The sequence below is a fragment of the Daejeonella sp. genome, from assembly GCF_046590655.1.
Lineage (GTDB): Bacteria > Bacteroidota > Bacteroidia > Sphingobacteriales > Sphingobacteriaceae > Daejeonella.
The window spans coordinates 1-18,714 of the sequence record NZ_JBKJUM010000052.1 but is presented as its reverse complement, the minus strand read 5'-3'; the positions used below and the strand labels follow the sequence as shown (position 1 = coordinate 18,714).

Below are 18,714 nucleotides of genomic sequence, written 5' to 3'. Positions count from 1 at the left end.
GCTAATGAAGCCACTGTATTCGAAACTTCACAAGATGTAAAAATTGAGGGTAAAACCTTACCCGCTGGTAAATACAGCATTTATAGTATTCCAGGTGAAAAAGAATGGACATTGATTTTCAATAAAACCTGGAACCAGTGGGGTACTATTTATAAAGCAGAGCAAGATGCCCTCCGTGTTAATGTAAAACCCGGTAAAGCCGACAGTTTTACGGAAATGATGACGTTCAATATTGATAAGGGAGGAAAAGTTTCTCTTGCCTGGGCTGACACACAAGTGGAATTTAAAGTGAAATAAAAAAAAACATTATATTGGAAGGGCTTAAGTATAAAACTTAAGCCCTTTTTTTTGTAACTCTATTGTCTGATAAAACTTTAAAAACCTGTATGAAGACTAATTTCGGCTACATTTTGATTACCATTGTTATCTTAACTTCCATCACATCCTGCAAGTTAGGCTCGCAAAATATAATCAAACCGGACGTCAAATATTTAGACAATGATTTCAAGCCCGATGAGTTTTATCCTGGGGGTCAGGTTGAACTCACAATACCATCTTCTGGTTCGAAGATATATGGCTTTGCCTATACTGCTGATGGAAAGGGGCCTCACCCCACAGTAATTTTGCTTCACGGGCTTCCAGGCAATGAACGAAGCCTGGATGTGGCTCAAAGTATCAGACGCGGCGGATATAATGTTATATACTTTAATTATCGTGGGTCTTGGGGCAGCAAAGGAACATTTGGTTTCCAGAATTCGATAAATGATGTAGGTGCGGTAATCGACTATATAACAGATTCTCTCAACAGTGTAAACTTAAAAGTCGACAAAGACAGGATTGCCCTGTATGGGCATAGCATGGGAGCGGGGTTCTCATTAATTGCAGGCTTGAAAGATCCAAGAGTAAAAGCTGTGATCGGGATCTCTGTGTTTAATCCCTTCACCCTTCTGCAGGGAGCCGAAGCCCGTGGGAATTTGATAAGTTTAAAAGAATACCTCCTGACCCTGGGCATGTTAAATTGCAATCCAAATAAATTTCTAAATGATTTATTAGCGAACGTTAACCAGTATAATGTTGAAGCCATGATTACCGGTTCCACCAAGCCGATCCTGGTTATTGATGAGCATATGAATAATCGGGGGTTTACGCAAATCAACAAGCGAAAAAACTTTAATTATAAGATATGGAACACTGATCATGCATTCTCAAATCGCCGCATTGCACTAACTGTAGAAGTAAAAAATTGGCTTGATAATAATGTCCTGGAAAAAGAAAGTATTAAAGATTAACTACTCGACCTTCATTACTCTAAATAATTTTCCATTAAAATCGAATTCGTAGTCTTTTGATTGTTTCATCAGTTTCAATCCAATAGGTGAAACTGATGATACTGCGTAATAAATACAGTCGTCGACAGAAATTTGCCCGAGGCTGATGCTAATATAGAACTTGCCATAATTAGTGGTGACAAGGGCTCCATTCTGGACTAAATCCATTGTTTTATCCAGATCTATTCGCTCCAATATCAGCTTTAATTTTTGAGATTCTTCTAACTGCTTTCGGTTACGGTCTATCTCCTGCTGCATCATCTCCCTACCGGTTTCGTACTTATCTCCTGCACTGCTCTTTGTATCATCATTGGCTGATTCCCGTGCAGCAGTTATGGCTTGCTGGGCAGTGGAAATGCGATCTTCAACATATTCCATGCAAGCGCAATGAAGTATTTCTTTTATATAAGCCATTAAACAAAGGAGAACATTTTAATATCGCTTTAAAATATTTTTTTACAATTTCTTTCATCATGGAAAGCTTTAACAAAACCTTCTTTCTCCGGCATCATTAATTCCTTAGCTTTGCATTTTATTTCAAATCATGATTACAGTATCCAGTCTATCTCTCCGTTTCGGAAAACGCACACTTTTTGAAGATGTAAATTTAAAATTTACTCCCGGGAATTGTTATGGTATCATTGGCGCCAATGGCGCCGGCAAGTCTACATTTCTAAAAATTCTTTCCAAAGAAATAGACCCGTCAACTGGTTCTGTTTCTTTCACACCTGGCGAGCGGATGGCTGTATTAAGTCAGAATCACTACGCTTTTGATGAGTTTCCGGTTATCGAAACCGTAATGATGGGCCACAAAGAGCTCTACAACGTGATGAAAGAAAAAGACTCGCTGTATGCCAAAGACGATTTTACAGAGCAGGATGGTGAACGGGCAGGCGAACTTGAAAATATATTTGCCGAAATGGATGGATGGAATGCAGAGAATAATGCAGCTACCATGCTGAGCAATTTGGGTATAAAAGAAGAATTCCATTATAGTCTTGTGAAAGATCTTGATGGAAACCAAAAAGTGCGGGTATTATTGGCCCAGGCCTTATTCGGAAAGCCAGACATTTTGCTTTTAGATGAGCCTACAAATGATCTGGATATACAAACTATCGCCTGGCTCGAAGACTTTCTTGCAACTTATGAGGGGATCATCCTGGTGGTATCCCACGACAGGCACTTTTTAGATACAGTTTGTACCCATGTGCTGGATATCGATTTCAGTAAGATGACGATTTACACCGGCAACTACACATTCTGGTATGAATCAAGTCAGTTGGCTTTGAAACAACGTACTGATCAAAATAAAAAGACTGAAGAACGGGTCAAAGAACTTCAGGAATTCATTCGCCGCTTTAGCGCTAATGCATCTAAGTCCAAGCAGGCAACAAGCAGGAAGAAAGCCTTGGACAAGATCAATATTGATGAAATTAAACCTTCTAACAGGAAGTATCCTGGTATTATTTTTAATCACCAGGGACGTGAAGCGGGAGACCAGATCTTACAAATCGAAAACCTCCGAAAAGAACTCAATGGCGAGGTTCTATTTTCAGGAATTAACCTCATGGTTAATAAGGGAGACAAAATTGCTATTCTTTCCGAAAACAGCCTTGCAACAACTGCGTTTTATGATATCCTGACGGCAAGAGATAAAGGCTATACAGGAGAATTTAAGTGGGGGGTTACGATAAACACCGCCGACATTCCGAATGACAACTCTGAATATTTTAAAGGCAAAGATACTAACCTTGTGGATTGGTTGCGCGAATATTCAGAAGGAGATAAAGATGAACAGTTTATCCGGGGTTTCTTAGGACGGATGTTATTCTCAGGTGAAGAAGTCCTGAAACAATCATCAGTCCTTTCCGGTGGTGAAAAAATGCGTTGTATGTTCTCCAGAATGATGCTCCAGCAAGCAAATTTGTTGATGTTTGATGAGCCAACGAATCACCTCGATTTGGAGTCCATTACTGCACTCAATAATGGTATGAAGGATTTCAAAGGAGTAATTTTGTTTACTTCCCGTGACCATGAGCTAACCGAAACTGTAGCAAACCGAATTGTAGAGCTGACTCCGGGCGGTATTATAGATAAGCTGATGACTTATGATGAGTTCATCAACAGCGATGCTGTAAAGCAGCAGCGTGAAGAGCTTTATGCTTTGGCATAAGGCGAATAATATCAAAGGAAAAAGCCATTGATCTGGTATCAATGGCTTTTTCCTTTTTAACTAAACATTTCAAAGCTTTGCCCTTGTTTTTAGTTCAGAAATCGGCATTGTCAACATTCTTCCTACCGGTTTACCATTTTTATAGGTTATTAGTTTCAGCTGCGATGCATCAATCGGTGCTATCAAGGGCGTCGTATATTTCGGGTAAAATTTGTCAGGAAAAGAACTATCGAAACTGTAATGTATATCCAGGCCTGAAACTTCCGTACTGAGCTCAATCTTTAGCCGGTTATCCGGAGTTTTAGTAGCTTTGAATATCGGATCGTAAACACTCGGCGCATATTTGATTTCCGAGAGATCCAGGCGTTTAAAATGACTCTCCACACGGGCAAAGAAATTTGGCCAGTTCTTCGTATTTTTTGGTGACCAAACCGATTCAGCAATTGCAAAGCCCCGCGGCCAGGTCATATACTCTGCCTGGCGTATGTTATAAACTTGCTCTGTCCATAAATTTGCCTGTCCACCTTTAATGTATTGCGGATCAACACCGTCGGGAATAGGTTCAAATTCATATGATTTATTCAATCGTAATGAAGCATAAACCCTGGGTTCTGAGAGCACATCAGATTGCATATAATCAAAATATGCATATGTTGTGGGGCTCATTACCACCTGATGTTTATTATGAGCTGCCTCGATACCATATTTCATTCCCCTCCAACTCATCACCGCTGTCGATTGACTGACGCCTCCTTCAAGAACTTCATCCCAGGCCATCAGCTTTTTGCCTTTAGATTCGACAATCTTCTCAACTCTTTTTGTAAAGTATCCCTGTACTTCTTTGATATCCTTCATGCCCTCACGAACCATCAATGCTTTAACCTGTTCGTTTTTTTGCCAGAAATTAATTGGCGCTTCATCACCCCCTAAGTGGATATACTCAAACGGAAAAAGCCGTGCAATCTGCGTCAAAATAGTATCCATAAAAACATATACTTTTTCGTTTGCAGGACATAGTGTGTTATCGATCAGGGCCTTTGGCGGAGCGCCGCCCGACCAATCCATAATTTGCTCACCAGAACGTGGCTTGTAGTTTACCGCCTCAGGAGTACAGGAAAGGTCAGGATATGCTGCTATGGCTGCAAGACTATGTCCAGGTACATCTATTTCTGGCATAATATCTATAAACCGGTCCTTAGCATATGTAATTAATTCTCTGATATCATCCTGAGTATAGAACCCACCATAGTCACGCGGCTCGTTCGCAGTTGGTGGAATAAAATCGCCGAAAGTACCGGTTCTATTAACCCGCCATGCTCCTACCTCAGTTAACTTTGGAAGGCCTTTGATTTCAATTCTCCATCCTTCATCATCAGTAAGATGAAGATGTAACAAATTGTATTTATATCGTGCCATTGCATCGATATATTGTTTCACTTCATTTTTAGTAAAAAAGTGTCGTGCCACATCAAACATCAATCCCCTCCAGCCCAATTTTGGATAATCCCTAATCTCGGCCACAGGAGCGGTCCAACTAATATTCTTAACCTGCATTTTACTCTCAATTTCTTCAGGAAACATCTGAATTAGACTTTGAGCCCCGTAAAATAGTCCGGCAGCTTTATTGGCCTTTATTGTTACAAGCGTGGGCGTAACTGATAGGCTGTATCCTTCATTTCCCAGTTTTGAATCGGTCTGAGAATTTAACAAAAGCTTAATTGTCGGACTCGGGGACGTTGCAACGGAAATAACTTTGTAGCCAGTTGGCTGAGACAATCTTTCTCGAAGGAATGCCAGTGTATGGTTTAATTCCGGAACATTTTCAGCCTGTATTACTACACTCTTAGGAAGAGTGAACTGACCGGCGCCTCTAATGATTGAAACTGGCTGAGGAATGATAGCAATTCCTTCAATAGGCTGGCTAAAAGCCTGAATCGTGATAAATATACAAGCAAAGAACAGACTAGATTTTTTCATAAAATTTTTTAGAATATATTAACATTACGCTTCTTTTAATTGTACTATAATTTTAGTGACCAGATTGGCCGTCAGCGCCATGGGCATGCCCATGGGTTAATTCTTCTTCAGTAGCCTCACGAACTGAGATAATCGTTCCTATAAAGTGCAAATCCTGACCGGCCATCGGGTGATTAAGATCAACAGTAACACCTGTATCGGAAACATTTTTTACCTGAGCTCTGAATTGATTCCCTTCATCATCCTGTAGAGGCAAAACCGACCCAATTTCAGGTTTTTCCATTTCTCCAAACATGTCAAGGGGGAGTTCAGTAACAGCATTCTCGTCTTTTACTCCATAAGCATCATCAGCTACAAGTTGAAAATCATACTTATCTCCTGAGGAAAGCCCAGCCAAATTTTCCTCAAATTTTGGCAACATCATTCCCACTGCATATAAAAATACCAGAGGATTTTGGTCATCTGCTTTTTCTACAAAAACTTCTTCGCCATTCTCTATCGTGTAAAGATCATAAGTCAGCGCTACAACGCTGTTCGGTTGGATATTCATTGTGTTTAATTATAAGTATTTTGCTGAAAATGAATGCTTAATCCTCGCTTCCGGGCTTTCTACTTAGGTTATCAATTTGTTTAATTGCGTCAGCTACCTCAATAACTGGTAAAGAACAAGTTCTGTTTCGACAAACATATAATTTTGTATGCGCATGTTTTTTGTCGCCCAGCAAAGGTAATGTTCCTGCTGTACCACCCAAAAGTATTTTATTGGGAACATAATATTTTTCAATTTCACGACGTTTTTGTTCGGCCTCTGAACCGGTTATAGCAATTTCGAACACCCCGAATATCCTAAACAATAAAAGTGATGCCCAGTTCGAATAACCGGATGGATATTTTATTATGTGGGGCTGCACCGTCCTCAGCATCTGATCAGAAATCTTTGCGTAATGATCCTTATCGAAAAAATGGCCAAGTCTAAAGAGGTTGAGAGCCATAGCGGAATTTGATGAAGGAATCACATTGTCTGTAATCTCCGCTTTTCGTGCGATAAGCTCCTCACTTTTGGTGGAAGTGTAAAAAAACAAGCCGCTATCTTCATCATAGAAATCTGTAATTGCATGATCGGCTAATTCTCTTGCGAGTACCAGCCAGTGCTCGTCAAAGGTTGACTCATATAATCCAATGAGTCCATCGATTACAAAGGCGTAATCATCCAGAAAAGCGTCGGAGTCATCGCCAGATTGGTAAACCCGAACAAGATTATTATTCTGAAAAAGGCATTGCGTTATAAATTCAGCACTCCGTAGAGCACTTGCTAGAAATTTGTCCTCAGCGAACACTCTATAGGCATCACAGTAGGCCTTCAACATCATTCCATTCCATGAAGCCAATACTTTATTATCAAGTCCTGGGCGCACCCTTACCGATCGGGCTTCAAAGATCTTTTTCTTTGCATTGTTGATCTTTTGAACCATTTCCTCTTCATCAATCCCCAGTTCGGACGAAAGTTCAGCATTATCCTGCTTCCTGAGGAAAATATTTGTCCGTTCCTCTTCCCAGTTACCTTCCCCAGTTATATTGTAATAGATATTAAATAAATCAGCATCACCGCCCAGAGTGTTTTGTATTTCATCATTAGTAAACGTATAAAATTTACCCTCAATACCTTCGCTATCTGCATCAAGAGCCGAGTAAAATCCTCCGTCCGGGGATGTCAACTCCCTATCGATAAACTCTAGAGTTTCGAATACAATCTTTCTGTAAAGTTCATTGCCAGTGTATTGGTAAGCTTCAGCATACAAAGAAACAAGCTGTGCATTATCGTAGAGCATTTTTTCGAAATGTGGAACATGCCACTGTCCGTCTACCGAGTACCTGGCAAATCCCCCCCCTATTTGGTCATAAATTCCACCAAAAGCCATTTTTTCAAGAGTAATATTGACTGCTATATGGGCTGCGTTATCTTTCATGAGGTGCGCGTAACGCAACATGAACTGCCAGTTATTAGGAAGGGGGAATTTCGGCGCCCGATTATACCCGCCTTCAACAAGGTCAAATGACCGCTTCCAGGATTCAAATATTTCACTGATATCTTCTTCCCTAAAACCGGTATCTGACTTTACCGGAGTAAGCTGTTCGCTTTGCCGGATTCCTTCTGTGAGGCGGACAGCATATTTCTCGGCTTCGTCAGCCTTATTAACCCAAAAATCTGCCAAATTCAAAAGCAAACTAATCCAATCTGGTTTTCTGAAATAAGTGCCGCCGTATATAGGCCTTTGATCAGGCAAGCAAAAACAATTCAGGGGCCATCCCCCACTGCCAGTCATTAATTGAACGGCATTCATGTAAATCTGGTCAATATCCGGCCTTACCTCTCTGTCAATCTTGATGCAGATAAAGTGCTTATTCATCACATCTGCAACCTGCTGATCTTCGAAACTTTCATGCTCCATAACATGACACCAGTGACAAGCTGAATATCCGATACTAACAAGAATTAATTTATTCTCTTTTCTAGCTCGTGATAAAGCTTCCTCCCCCCATGGATACCAGTCTACCGGGTTATTTGCATGCTGAAGAAGATACGGTGAGGCCTGGCCTTCAAGTCTGTTTGGCATTGACGTTAATTTATTGCGCAAAAATAACAAAGCGCGCATTTAACTTACTACTTCAAGTAGTAAAATGATACTTTAAAGACTAACCAAATGAGAAGGCAAAAGTTTAGGCTTTTTATTATTCTGCATAACTGTTAAACCCTTAATTTCGGGTGACGAAATCAATAAAATTATGAAGATTCTCCATACTGATATCTACCGTTTTAGTATTCCAATGATACCGTTTGTTATTGCTACAGGGGTTATGGACTACGCACAAAATGTGTTTATTCGGGTTCACACGGATAGTGGGTTTTATGGAGTTGGAGAATGTTCAGCGTTTCCGATGATCGTGGGAGAAACTCAGGAGACATGCCTGGTCATGGCTAAGGAGTTTGCAAGATTGTGGAAGGGAAAGGATGCATCAGAGATTGAGGCCCGCATCCAGGACCTTCATAACATTGCAGCACACAATTCAACCATCAAAAGTGCTTTTGACATAGCATTATATGATCTGGCTGCAAAATCGGCAGGCCTTCCACTTTATAAATATCTGGGTGGTAAGAAGCGTGTGGTCGAAACTGATATGACTATTGGAATTGGTACCGCGAGTGAAATGAGCGATTTGGCTTTAGTCTACCAAAAACAAGGGGCGACAATTTTAAAGATCAAGCTTGGCAAAAAAGCAGAAGATGATTTACAGAGAATACAAAGGATAAGAGAGGCAGTAGGTCCTGAAATGACATTAAGAGTTGATGCCAATCAAGGTTGGGATTACGACGCAGCAGTGACATGCCTCAATGGTATGAAAGATCTAAACATTGAGTTCTGCGAACAACCCATGAGAACGTGGTACGATGATAAACTACCAGAACTTAGAAGGAATTCCCCAATAAAGATCATGGCCGATGAAAGCTGTTATAACCATCATGACGCAAGAAAACTAATTAATTCACAGAGCTGCGATTACTTAAATATCAAATTTTCTAAGTCCGGGGGTATAAATGAAGCACTTAAGATTCATCAGGTAGCTAGTGATGCAAACATTCCCTGTATGATTGGGAGTATGCTTGAAAGCAGAATTGCACTAAGTGCGAATTTACACTTTGCCTATGCCTGTGAGAATATCCAATATTTCGACCTCGACACCTGTTTATTGGGGCACCTGGCAGATCCTGTAAAAGGTGGGCTTACTTATGATGGCTATTTTCTAAATCTTCCCGATACTGCCGGAATTGGAGCTGATGCAGACGAAGAATTCCTTAAGACTTGTGAAAAATTCACAATCTGAGGTCGGAAGTCGGAGGTCTGAAGTCTGAAATATAAATTGACGGCGGACTTTGACTAAACGATTTCCCGCTGTCAACTGTCCGCCGTCAACTTTCTACTTGCTTAACTCAGCAAAGTATTTATGAAACAAAGGAATCGTTTCTATTCCCTTATAAAAATTTGCAATATCAAATTTTTCATTCGGAGAATGTAAGTTGTCACTATCAAGTCCGAAGCCCATTAATACGGTTTTAATACCTAGTTCCTTTTCAAAAAGAGCAACGATGGGTATACTTCCTCCCCCGCGCGTTGGAATAGGTTCTTTGCCGAAGGATTCAAGAATTGCTTTTTGTGCTGCTTTATAGGCAATGCTATCGGTTGGGGTAACTACTGGTTCACCGCCATGATGAGGACTAACTTTAACTTTAACACTCTTTGGTGCGATATTTTCGAAGTGGTTTTGAAAAAGTCTCGTAATTTCTTCTGAACTCTGATTAGGCACCAACCGCATGGAAATTTTAGCAAATGCCTTTGATGGTAAGACAGTCTTAGCACCTTCACCAATATAACCTCCCCAAATACCATTTACTTCGAGAGTTGGGCGGGTACCTGTACGTTCGAGGGTACTATACCCTTTTTCCCCCCATAGTTCTGAAACTTCAAGATCCTTTTTATACTCAGTCTCGTCATATGGTGCTTTATTGAGTTCCTCCCGCTCTTTAGAACTAAGTTCTAACACATTGTCATAAAAACCAGGAATAGTGATATGATTGTCTTCATCATGCATTGATGCAATAAGCTTTGCAAGTACTGTTACCGGATTTGCAACTGCTCCTCCGTAAACCCCGGAATGGAGGTCACGATTTGGACCAGTTACTTCAACTTCTACATACGATAACCCACGTAAACCAGTCTCAAGCGATGGATGTTCAAGGCTAATCATTGATGTATCAGAAATTAATACTACATCAGCCTTAAGCCGTTCCTTGTTTTGGCTAACGAAGGTCCCTAAATTCGCTGAACCCACCTCTTCCTCACCTTCAATCATAAATTTGACATTACACGGCAAGGTATCAGTCTGCATCATCAGCTCAAAAGCTTTGATATGCATGTAAAACTGGCCTTTGTCATCACAGGCTCCGCGAGCGAATATCTTTTCATCGCGGACAGTAGGTTCAAAAGGTGGTGTTTTCCATAAGTCCAATGGATCAGGAGGTTGAACATCATAATGACCATATACTAAAACGCTAGGCATTGACCGGTCAACAATTTTTTCCCCATAAACTATAGGGTACCCGGCCGTCGGACAAATTTCGACATTCTCCGCGCCGGCTGCTTTTAGTTTTTCAGCTACAAACTCAGCTGTTTTGGACATTTCCTCTTTATACTTCGGATCTGCGCTAACGGAGGGAAAGCGGAGCAAGTCAAAAAGCTCATCGAGAAAACGTTGTTTGTTTTCCCTTACATATTTTCTTATCTCTTGCATACAATTGGTTTTGCGCAAAGATAGAAATCTTAAATAGCCATTCCATAAATGGTAAACAAATACCAGGTGGAATGGCTATAGTAACATTAGATGAACTTTTAGTCCCAGTTTGCCAGCCTCTTCTCATCTGACTTATTTGAAAAGTCAATTTTCTCTGGTCTCTCAGACTTAACTGTTGGAACGTTTTCTGGTGTATTTTTGATAACAGTAAATCCTAATGATATGGAAACTGCTATTACGGCTATTACGGCTATTATGATAATTCTTTTCATGATGTTTTATGATTTATTTGCTGATTGGTTGAGTTTAATTACCTTTTTTTCTTAGTCGATAGTTCAACTGGCGTAGTTAATGTATCAGTTTCCCCGTCATAGGTCACTGTGTTTAAAGCGGCTTTGGTTCCGGTTGTTGCGATATCCCATTGACCACATCCACGGCATAAAACACCCTTATCAGCCTTGAGCAATGATTTTTCGGCAGGCACTAAAGTGTCATCCTTGTCGCAGCTACTTAAAAAAATTGTTCCTAAAATTGCGATCGTTAATAGTACTTTTTTCATGGTTTTTTGATTTAGTTAATTAATATAATTCTGTTTGATTGTTTAACAAGAATATAAAAACCGTCGGTGTAAAAAAATTTTAACGGTTTGGTCTAATTGATTAAATTTATTCTAAACTTGCAGTCAGATCAGGGATGAAAATATTGAACTTTATATTGTTGTTCATAAGTTTAAACGCTTATACTCAAAATACTACAAATAGTTCCACAAATATTACAATAAATTCTGATACTTCGACCGTTATTGAACTTAATAATCAAGCATTTAAGGTCCGGCTAATAAACCCTGATGTGACAATAGCAAAGGCAAATAGAGCCTTAAATTTAGCTGTCAAATTGGAATATACGAACGGAATTGCGGAATCTTTCAGGGTAAAAGGTATTGGTAACAGTTACAAAAATTCAATTGATTCGGCCGTAGAAAATTATCTTAACGCTTTAACTTATTTTAAAAAAGGTAAAAATTTACCAGGCGAAGCAAAAGTTTACAACAATATAGGTAATCTTTATCGGGACATAGAGCCAAATAAATCTCTTGATAATTTCAATAAGAGTCTTGCAATTGCCAAAAAGTTGGAAATAAAAGATCTCATTGCAGGTCTGTACCTCAACATCGGAACAGCGAATCAAAAACTTAAAAACTACTCCAAAGCATTGTCTTATTATAAGTCAAGCCTGTCGATGTTTAACAAGTTAGGCAATAAGATCGGTGTTATTCAAAGTCATCAAAACCTGGGCGTTTTATATTTTAATTTAAGGGATTATACAAAAGCTGAAGTGAATCTGCTTGAAGCTTTGGACATGGCAAAGGCAGAAAAGCTGAATAACTCCGCTGCCTCCATTAATTTAACCCTGAGTTCTATACACATCGCCCAGCAGCAGTTTGAAAAAGCCGAAAGATCCATAGAAGAGGGGTTGGTATACACCAGGATGCTGAAGGATGAAAGGCTTGAATATAACTATATTCTCACTTCTTATGAACTTGAAAACAAGCGAAAAAACTATTTTAAGGCTCTGGGTTATCTTCAACAAGCTTACAAGCAGGACAGTGTCCGTTATGCAAATAACATTTCAGACAAGATTAGTCTTCTGGAGTCGCAACATGTTCAGTTAGAAAAACAAAAGGAAAGTGAATTAATCATAGCCCGACAAAAATATACTCAAACATTGTTTTTGGCCAGTAGTATCGTTGCCTTACTCGCTTTTTTTGTAATTTTCCTTTTAGTAAGAAACGTAAAAAGATCTTCCCAAACCAATATTGAGTTAACCCGCTTAAACGAAGAGGTATCCAAACAAAAAGATGTTCTGGACCGCACAAATCAAAACCTGGAAGAGCTAATTGAAGAGCGGACAAGAGATCTTAAAATTAAAAACAAAAAACTTTCCGAATATTCCTCCCACCTATCCCATCAGATCAGGAGCCCGGTGGCTACATTGAAAGGCCTTATGCTGTTGGAAAATGATAAACTTATAGATATGAGCGAATTTGTCGAACAAATGGGGAAATGTGTTGACGATCTTGACGATAAAATAATTAACATCAATGAGAACCTGAATAATCCTAACCGTTCAAGTTTCACGAATGATGACTAGCGTTCCCTAATGTTTATCCACATTTTGAAGCCTCAGCAATCCGTCGAAGTCCTAATCTCAAATCTCTTTTGTAATTTAGCGCAGAAAAAAAGGACTAGATTTTGGATTATTTAGATGGCTTAAATCCTTCGCAAAGGGCGGCAGTAGAACAGACAGAAGGGCCCGTGATGATTGTTGCCGGAGCCGGCTCAGGTAAAACCAGAGTAATTACTTATCGTGTTGCACATCTGATTAGAAAAGGTATTGATCCCTTTAATATATTGGTGCTTACCTTCACTAATAAAGCCGCCAAAGAAATGCGGGAGCGGATTATGAAAGTGGTCGGAACAGAAGCAAAAAATATCTGGATGGGTACTTTTCACTCTGTCTTCGCAAAGCTTCTTCGGGTAGAAGCACAGAAAATTGGATACCCCAATAATTTCACGATATACGACACTGATGACAGTAAAAGTCTGATAAGGAGTATTTTGAGAGAGCAACAACTTGACGACAAGCTATATAATGCAAATTTCGTTTACAACCGCATTTCATCCTCCAAGAACAATCTCATTTCACCAGCGGAATATTTGCAAAATGAGCATATTCAGGCAGAAGATTTTACTTCAGGCCGGGGAAAAATGGGGGAAATTTACCAAACCTATGCTCAGAGGTGCTATAAGGCCGGAGCAATGGATTTTGATGACCTGTTATACAAAACCAACGTGCTTCTGAAAGAGCATCCCGAGGTGCTTTATAAGTATCAGAATAAATTTAAATACCTGATGGTGGATGAGTACCAGGATACGAACTTCTCACAGTATTTAATAGTTAAGAAGCTGGCTGCAAACAATGAAAATATATGTGTTGTTGGCGATGATGCTCAAAGTATTTATGCTTTTCGGGGAGCTAATATTCAAAACATCCTAAATTTTGAAAAAGATTATCCCGATCTGGGAGTTTTTAAACTTGAACAAAACTACCGTTCAACTCAAAACATTGTCAATGTTGCTAACAGCATAATAGCTAACAATAAAAATCAGCTGAAAAAATCCGTCTTTTCTGAAAATGAAACAGGCGACAAAATAAAAGTGTCACGAGCCTTCAGCGATAATGAAGAAGGAAAAATTGTTGCAGAAGGTATTGCGCAGGAGCAAGCTGTAAAAGGCTCAAAATATCGTGACTTTGCGATTTTATATCGAACCAATGCTCAATCAAGGGCAATGGAAGAATCACTGCGAAAGCTCAATGTACCTTATAAAATTTATGGCGGCCTTTCATTTTATCAACGAAAGGAAATAAAAGATCTTATAGCATATTTCAGGCTAACGTTTAATCCCAACGATGAAGAAGCTATAAAGAGGGTTATTAATTACCCTCGTCGTGGTATCGGGGATACTACTATAGAGCGAATTATTATTGCTGCTGATCAGCATAACCTCACGCTTTGGGAGATCATTATCGATTCGCATCGTTATTTGGATGCTCGTAGTGCATCAGCAGTCGGAAACTTTGCGTTAATGATCCAAAGCTTCCAGGTAATGACTAAAACTCACTCTGCATATGATACTGCTTTGCATATTTCCCAGCATTCAACTCTTTTAAAAGATCTTTATTCTGACAAATCTATTGAGGGATTAAACAGGTATGAGAACATTCAGGAACTTTTGAACGGTATCAAAGAATTCAGTGAAAGGGAAGATATCGAAGAAAAAGGGCTTGATATTTTTATGCAGGATGTAGCTTTGCTTACGAATGACGACAATGATAAAAATCCGAATGCAGATACAGTTTCTTTAATGACTATACATTCTGCCAAAGGCCTGGAATTTGATAACGTTTTTGTAGTTGGGCTTGAAGAAAACCTTTTTCCTTCCCAGATGTCCTTAAGCTCCCGTATTGATCTTGAAGAAGAAAGACGCTTATTTTATGTAGCAATAACGCGAGCAGGGAAAAAGTTAAATTTATCGTATGCAACCTCAAGGTACCGTTGGGGAACATTGACTAACTGCGAGCCGAGCAGATTTATAGATGAGATTGATGCAAGTTATCTTGAGCTCGATTTCAAACCACAATTAAAAAATACGGGAAACCCGTTTTTTGATGATGAAAGATCGGCATGGCAACAAAAAGAGACCTTCAGCCGTCCAAAAGCAGTTTCTCCTCAAAAGACTACTTCTATATTGCCGAAAGCTCATGTACCAAGTGCAGACTTCGCACCTTCCGACACTTCTGGTCTTCAGGTTGGCATGGAGGTTGAGCATGAGCGTTTTGGCTATGGAAAAGTTATTAACCTGGAAGGAAATAAACCTGATATTAAGGCCACTATATTCTTTAAAGATTTAGGACAGAAGCAATTATTGCTAAAATTTGCTAAATTGAAAATTGTTAAATAAAACCAAAATGTCGCTTATATGCTCAAAAACCACATATTTGAGTCAGCGCAAATACTGAATTACCATGACATTTGATTATAATACCACAAGGAAAAAGCTAATTCTTGCAGAATACGGACGTAATGTGCAGAATATGGTTAAATATATTGTCGATCTTCCAACCAGAGATGAACGAAATCGTTATGCCCAGGTGGTCATTGACTTAATGGGATTTTTAAATCCTCATCTTCGCGACGTTGCTGATTTTAAACATAAATTATGGGATCACCTGCACATCATATCCGATTTCAAAATCGATGTGGACTCACCGTATCCAAAACCTTCTGAAGATGCTATCCGCTTTAAGCCTGCACCGATGCCATATCCGCAGCAGCGAATAAAATACAAACACTATGGAAAGACTGTTGAACTTATGATCAGCAGAGCCAAGGCAATAGAGGAACCACAAAGGAAACAACTAATGGTTCAATCTATTGCTAATTTTATGAAGATGGCTTATGTAACCTGGAATAAAGACAGTGTGGCTGATGAAACTATAATAAAGGATCTTCGGGAGATGTCAAACGGTGCTTTACAACTTGAGGAAAACGTTAACCTTCAACGAATTGAGGTCCGCCAGCCGACCCCTGCAAACAGGCAAAGGAATAACAACCAGAATAATAAGAACAGGCAAAACACCAACAGTAATAGCCGGAATAATACTGCGGGCTCCAACCGTCAGCGTTCAAACAATCCTGGAGGCAAAAGATATTAACCAAGATTACTCTTTATCCAGGAGATTGGTATTTAACTTTATAAAGAGGTGGCCATATATATGGTCATTAAAGATATAAATTTATCATTTTAGATGAACGCATTTGAAATTGTTGGTGGAAAGCCATTAAAAGGTGAAATAGTCCCTCAGGGAGCGAAAAACGAAGCCCTCCAGATTGTTTCTGCCGTACTTCTTACACCAGAAAAAATTACCATAAGCAACATTCCAGATATAAAAGATGTAAATAAGCTAATTGAGCTCATAGGAGACCTTGGAGTGAAAATTGAGCGATTGAGCAAAGACACTTATACATTTGAAGCTTCAGATATAAACCTTGATTTTTTTCATTCAGACTCATTTCGCTCAAAAGGTGGCAGCTTAAGAGGATCCATCATGATCGTTGGGCCACTGCTCGCCCGCTTCGGAAAGGCGGCTATTCCAAAGCCGGGGGGAGATAAAATCGGAAGAAGACGACTTGATACTCACTTCCTTGGCTTTGAAAAGCTTGGCGCTAAGTTTGTTTATGATAAGAAAACCAATTTTTTTAATGTCGACGCGAGCGATTTAAAAGGTGCATATATCCTTTTGGATGAAGCTTCAGTAACCGGAACCGCCAATGTAGTAATGGCGGCTGTGCTTGCCAAGGGTGTTACCACAATTTACAATGCTGCTTGCGAGCCCTATCTTCAGCAATTATGTAAAATGTTAATCCGGATGGGAGCAAAAATCACCGGCGTAGGGTCTAATCTTCTGACTATCGAAGGTGTAAAAAAACTTGGCGGAACTGAACATAGATTGCTTCCTGATATGATCGAAATAGGTTCCTTCATAGGTTTAGCAGCTATGACTGAATCGGAGATCACTATCAAAGATGTGAAATTCCAGGAACTTGGGATGATCCCGGAAGTTTTTAGAAAACTTGGAATTCAATTTGAACTTCGGGGTGATGACATCTATATCCCATCCCAGAAACATTACGAAGTTGAAACATTTATTGACGGATCAATAATGACCATTGCCGACGCCCCGTGGCCGGGTTTCACTCCCGATTTGCTGAGTATCATGCTTGTGGTAGCTACTCAGGCAAAAGGTAATGTGCTGATACATCAAAAAATGTTTGAAAGCCGGTTATTCTTTGTAGATAAGCTTATTGATATGGGAGCCCAGATCATTTTATGTGATCCTCACCGTGCAACGGTAATCGGATTAGATAAAAAAGTTAAGCTTAAAGGAATTTCGATGACATCTCCGGATATACGAGCTGGTGTTTCTTTACTTATCGCCGCACTTTCTGCACAGGGTACATCAACAATTTTTAATATAGAGCAAATAGAACGTGGCTATCAGGATATAGATATCAGACTGAGAGCATTGGGAGCTAATATTAAGCGGATAACTGCCACAGACAGCGGCCATTAGATTTTATAACCCATAAAAAACGCATTGAGCAATCAATGCGTTTTTTTGTAAATTTAATTTTAAAACAAAATATTCATGGCCTTTGCCTACTATAAACAGTATTCTAAGGAGATTCATATAATCCTTTTCTTTACAGTTCTTAAGCTAGTCATACATCTTTTCTCGAACAGTCACTTTGGATTTCACCGGGACGAGCTCCTTTACATGGCAATGTCTGAACACCTGGATTGGGGTTATAAGGAAGTTCCACCTTTTATAGCCGGCATCTCATGGTTCTCCTACGTATTTTTTGGAGATAGTGTTTTTGCAATGAGAATTCTCCCCTCGATAGCTAGTGCACTAATAATCTTCCTAACTGGCTTGCTTGTTCTAACTATGAATGGCAGGAAGTTTTCAATTATTGTCGCATGTGCTGCGATGGTAATATCACCCTCCTTTCTGGCCTCGGGTTACTTGCTGCAACCTGTCGTTTTTGATCAGCTGTTTTGGGTTTTATCTGCCTATTTAATAGTGAAGCATGTCAAAACAAGGAAACCAAAATATATTTACCTGCTTGGAATAGCTGTTGGTCTTGGAATGCTAACCAAATATACTATGGCGTTCTTTATTATTGCACTGATAACGGGGCTGCTTATAAGCCCACAACGAAGGATACTCTTAAACAAGGCATGGGGTATAGCATTCCTTATAGCTTTTTTAATATTCCTTCCCAATCTCATCTGGCAAATAACACATGGTCTGCCGGTTATTTCGCATATGAGAGAGCTAAAAGCAACTCAGCTGGATAACATCGATCCTTTAAATTTTGTTATTCAACTTTTTGTTACCCATGCGTCAGCTACTGTAATCTGGTTATCAGGACTAATTTACTTATTCTACACAAATAGCAATAGTAGATATATATTCATTTCATACTCCTTCATAATCGTAGTGGTCCTTCTACTCGCACTCAACGGGAAAGTTTATTACAGTTTCGGAGCATTTCCAATGCTTTTCGCAGCAGGTGGAATTTGCCTCCAGAAAGTCCTTGGCAGTATTTCAGCGCCCTTGCGATATATTTCTGTGAGTTTGTTATTGGCACCCTCCTTATTGCTCGCCCCTATTGTGATACCCATCTTAAACTTTGGATCAACGCTTCGCTTTTTTGAATTCACAACTGGAAATGGCTTAGAATTCCCGGTGCGGTGGGAAGAT

General features: G+C 39.6%; 16 protein-coding genes. 9 read left to right on the top strand and 7 right to left on the bottom strand.

The features are described from left to right. Both ACLL8Z_RS05770 and ACLL8Z_RS05765 read left to right on the top strand, forming a co-directional pair. Positions 1 to 297, top strand: a 297-nt coding sequence (locus tag ACLL8Z_RS05770; protein WP_411273816.1) for a DUF2911 domain-containing protein, incomplete at its 5' end; no start/stop codon positions are given. 89 nt (positions 298 to 386) lie between these two features. Beyond that, a complete protein-coding gene (locus tag ACLL8Z_RS05765; RefSeq protein WP_411273815.1) occupies positions 387 to 1,289 on the top strand; it encodes an alpha/beta hydrolase in 903 nt (300 codons plus the stop codon). Here ACLL8Z_RS05765 and ACLL8Z_RS05760 read toward each other — a convergent pair whose 3' ends face one another. After that, a complete protein-coding gene (locus tag ACLL8Z_RS05760; protein ID WP_411273814.1) occupies positions 1,290 to 1,742 on the bottom strand; it encodes a 3-oxoacyl-ACP synthase in 453 nt (150 codons plus the stop codon). A gap of 130 nt (positions 1,743 to 1,872) precedes the next feature. On the opposite strand from ACLL8Z_RS05760, the gene ACLL8Z_RS05755 reads away from it, so the two are divergent. Beyond that, positions 1,873 to 3,501: an ABC-F family ATP-binding cassette domain-containing protein gene (locus ACLL8Z_RS05755; RefSeq protein WP_411273813.1), complete on the top strand. Its 1,629-nt coding sequence runs from the start codon at positions 1,873 to 1,875 to the stop codon at positions 3,499 to 3,501. 69 nt (positions 3,502 to 3,570) lie between these two features. Here the strand turns inward: ACLL8Z_RS05755 and ACLL8Z_RS05750 are convergent, their stop codons facing one another. The 3 genes from ACLL8Z_RS05750 to ACLL8Z_RS05740 are packed head-to-tail and all read right to left on the bottom strand — an operon-like array spanning position 3,571 to position 8,093. Continuing rightward, positions 3,571 to 5,478, bottom strand: coding sequence for a beta-N-acetylhexosaminidase (locus ACLL8Z_RS05750; protein ID WP_411273812.1), 1,908 nt, complete (start codon positions 5,476 to 5,478; stop codon positions 3,571 to 3,573). Between the two features lie 52 nt (positions 5,479 to 5,530). Next, positions 5,531 to 6,028 (bottom strand): FKBP-type peptidyl-prolyl cis-trans isomerase, encoded by a 498-nt coding sequence (locus ACLL8Z_RS05745; protein WP_411273811.1) that lies wholly within the window; start codon positions 6,026 to 6,028, stop codon positions 5,531 to 5,533. Positions 6,029 to 6,065: 37 nt separating this feature from the next. Then, entirely contained in the window at positions 6,066 to 8,093 is a 2,028-nt protein-coding gene (locus ACLL8Z_RS05740; RefSeq protein WP_411273810.1) for a thioredoxin domain-containing protein, read from the bottom strand. Positions 8,094 to 8,262: 169 nt separating this feature from the next. On the opposite strand from ACLL8Z_RS05740, the gene ACLL8Z_RS05735 reads away from it, so the two are divergent. Continuing rightward, the gene (locus ACLL8Z_RS05735; protein ID WP_411273809.1) at positions 8,263 to 9,360 is read left to right on the top strand and encodes a mandelate racemase/muconate lactonizing enzyme family protein; all 1,098 of its coding nucleotides are present in this window, start codon (positions 8,263 to 8,265) and stop codon (positions 9,358 to 9,360) included. A gap of 93 nt (positions 9,361 to 9,453) precedes the next feature. Here ACLL8Z_RS05735 and ACLL8Z_RS05730 read toward each other — a convergent pair whose 3' ends face one another. The 3 genes from ACLL8Z_RS05730 to ACLL8Z_RS05720 form a co-directional block, all read right to left on the bottom strand. Continuing rightward, positions 9,454 to 10,824 (bottom strand): dipeptidase, encoded by a 1,371-nt coding sequence (locus ACLL8Z_RS05730; RefSeq protein ID WP_411273808.1) that lies wholly within the window; start codon positions 10,822 to 10,824, stop codon positions 9,454 to 9,456. A 98-nt stretch (positions 10,825 to 10,922) separates the two neighbouring features. Continuing rightward, complete coding sequence (locus ACLL8Z_RS05725) at positions 10,923 to 11,096, bottom strand: hypothetical protein (RefSeq protein WP_411273807.1); 174 nt, start codon at positions 11,094 to 11,096, stop codon at positions 10,923 to 10,925. Between the two features lie 38 nt (positions 11,097 to 11,134). After that, a complete protein-coding gene (locus ACLL8Z_RS05720) occupies positions 11,135 to 11,383 on the bottom strand; it encodes a hypothetical protein (RefSeq protein WP_411273806.1) in 249 nt (82 codons plus the stop codon). 134 nt (positions 11,384 to 11,517) lie between these two features. On the opposite strand from ACLL8Z_RS05720, the gene ACLL8Z_RS05715 reads away from it, so the two are divergent. The 5 genes from ACLL8Z_RS05715 to ACLL8Z_RS05695 all read left to right on the top strand — a co-directional run. Further along, positions 11,518 to 12,975, top strand: coding sequence for a tetratricopeptide repeat protein (locus ACLL8Z_RS05715; protein ID WP_411273805.1), 1,458 nt, complete (start codon positions 11,518 to 11,520; stop codon positions 12,973 to 12,975). Between the two features lie 101 nt (positions 12,976 to 13,076). After that, positions 13,077 to 15,347, top strand: coding sequence for an ATP-dependent helicase (locus ACLL8Z_RS05710; RefSeq protein ID WP_411273804.1), 2,271 nt, complete (start codon positions 13,077 to 13,079; stop codon positions 15,345 to 15,347). Positions 15,348 to 15,411: 64 nt separating this feature from the next. Then, positions 15,412 to 16,101 carry a DUF4290 domain-containing protein gene (locus ACLL8Z_RS05705; protein WP_411273803.1) on the top strand — a complete coding sequence of 230 codons (690 nt, stop codon included), beginning with the start codon at positions 15,412 to 15,414 and terminating at the stop codon, positions 16,099 to 16,101. Positions 16,102 to 16,194: 93 nt separating this feature from the next. Continuing rightward, positions 16,195 to 17,520 (top strand): UDP-N-acetylglucosamine 1-carboxyvinyltransferase, encoded by a 1,326-nt coding sequence (murA, locus tag ACLL8Z_RS05700; protein ID WP_411273802.1) that lies wholly within the window; start codon positions 16,195 to 16,197, stop codon positions 17,518 to 17,520. A 75-nt stretch (positions 17,521 to 17,595) separates the two neighbouring features. Beyond that, positions 17,596 to 18,714, top strand: a 1,119-nt coding sequence (locus ACLL8Z_RS05695; protein ID WP_411273801.1) for a glycosyltransferase family 39 protein, incomplete at its 3' end; no start/stop codon positions are given.

What these genes read in the sequence shown, in the direction of transcription:
- ACLL8Z_RS05765 (WP_411273815.1), top strand. Translation starts at nt 387, where the DNA reads ATGAAGACTAATTTCGGCTACATTTTGATTACCATTGTTATCTTAACT.
- ACLL8Z_RS05760 (WP_411273814.1), bottom strand. Translation starts at nt 1,742, where the DNA reads ATGGCTTATATAAAAGAAATACTTCATTGCGCTTGCATGGAATATGTT.
- ACLL8Z_RS05755 (WP_411273813.1), top strand. Translation starts at nt 1,873, where the DNA reads ATGATTACAGTATCCAGTCTATCTCTCCGTTTCGGAAAACGCACACTT.
- ACLL8Z_RS05750 (WP_411273812.1), bottom strand. Translation starts at nt 5,478, where the DNA reads ATGAAAAAATCTAGTCTGTTCTTTGCTTGTATATTTATCACGATTCAG.
- ACLL8Z_RS05745 (WP_411273811.1), bottom strand. Translation starts at nt 6,028, where the DNA reads ATGAATATCCAACCGAACAGCGTTGTAGCGCTGACTTATGATCTTTAC.
- ACLL8Z_RS05740 (WP_411273810.1), bottom strand. Translation starts at nt 8,093, where the DNA reads ATGCCAAACAGACTTGAAGGCCAGGCCTCACCGTATCTTCTTCAGCAT.
- ACLL8Z_RS05735 (WP_411273809.1), top strand. Translation starts at nt 8,263, where the DNA reads ATGAAGATTCTCCATACTGATATCTACCGTTTTAGTATTCCAATGATA.
- ACLL8Z_RS05730 (WP_411273808.1), bottom strand. Translation starts at nt 10,824, where the DNA reads ATGCAAGAGATAAGAAAATATGTAAGGGAAAACAAACAACGTTTTCTC.
- ACLL8Z_RS05725 (WP_411273807.1), bottom strand. Translation starts at nt 11,096, where the DNA reads ATGAAAAGAATTATCATAATAGCCGTAATAGCCGTAATAGCAGTTTCC.
- ACLL8Z_RS05720 (WP_411273806.1), bottom strand. Translation starts at nt 11,383, where the DNA reads ATGAAAAAAGTACTATTAACGATCGCAATTTTAGGAACAATTTTTTTA.
- ACLL8Z_RS05715 (WP_411273805.1), top strand. Translation starts at nt 11,518, where the DNA reads ATGAAAATATTGAACTTTATATTGTTGTTCATAAGTTTAAACGCTTAT.
- ACLL8Z_RS05705 (WP_411273803.1), top strand. Translation starts at nt 15,412, where the DNA reads ATGACATTTGATTATAATACCACAAGGAAAAAGCTAATTCTTGCAGAA.
- murA (WP_411273802.1), top strand. Translation starts at nt 16,195, where the DNA reads ATGAACGCATTTGAAATTGTTGGTGGAAAGCCATTAAAAGGTGAAATA.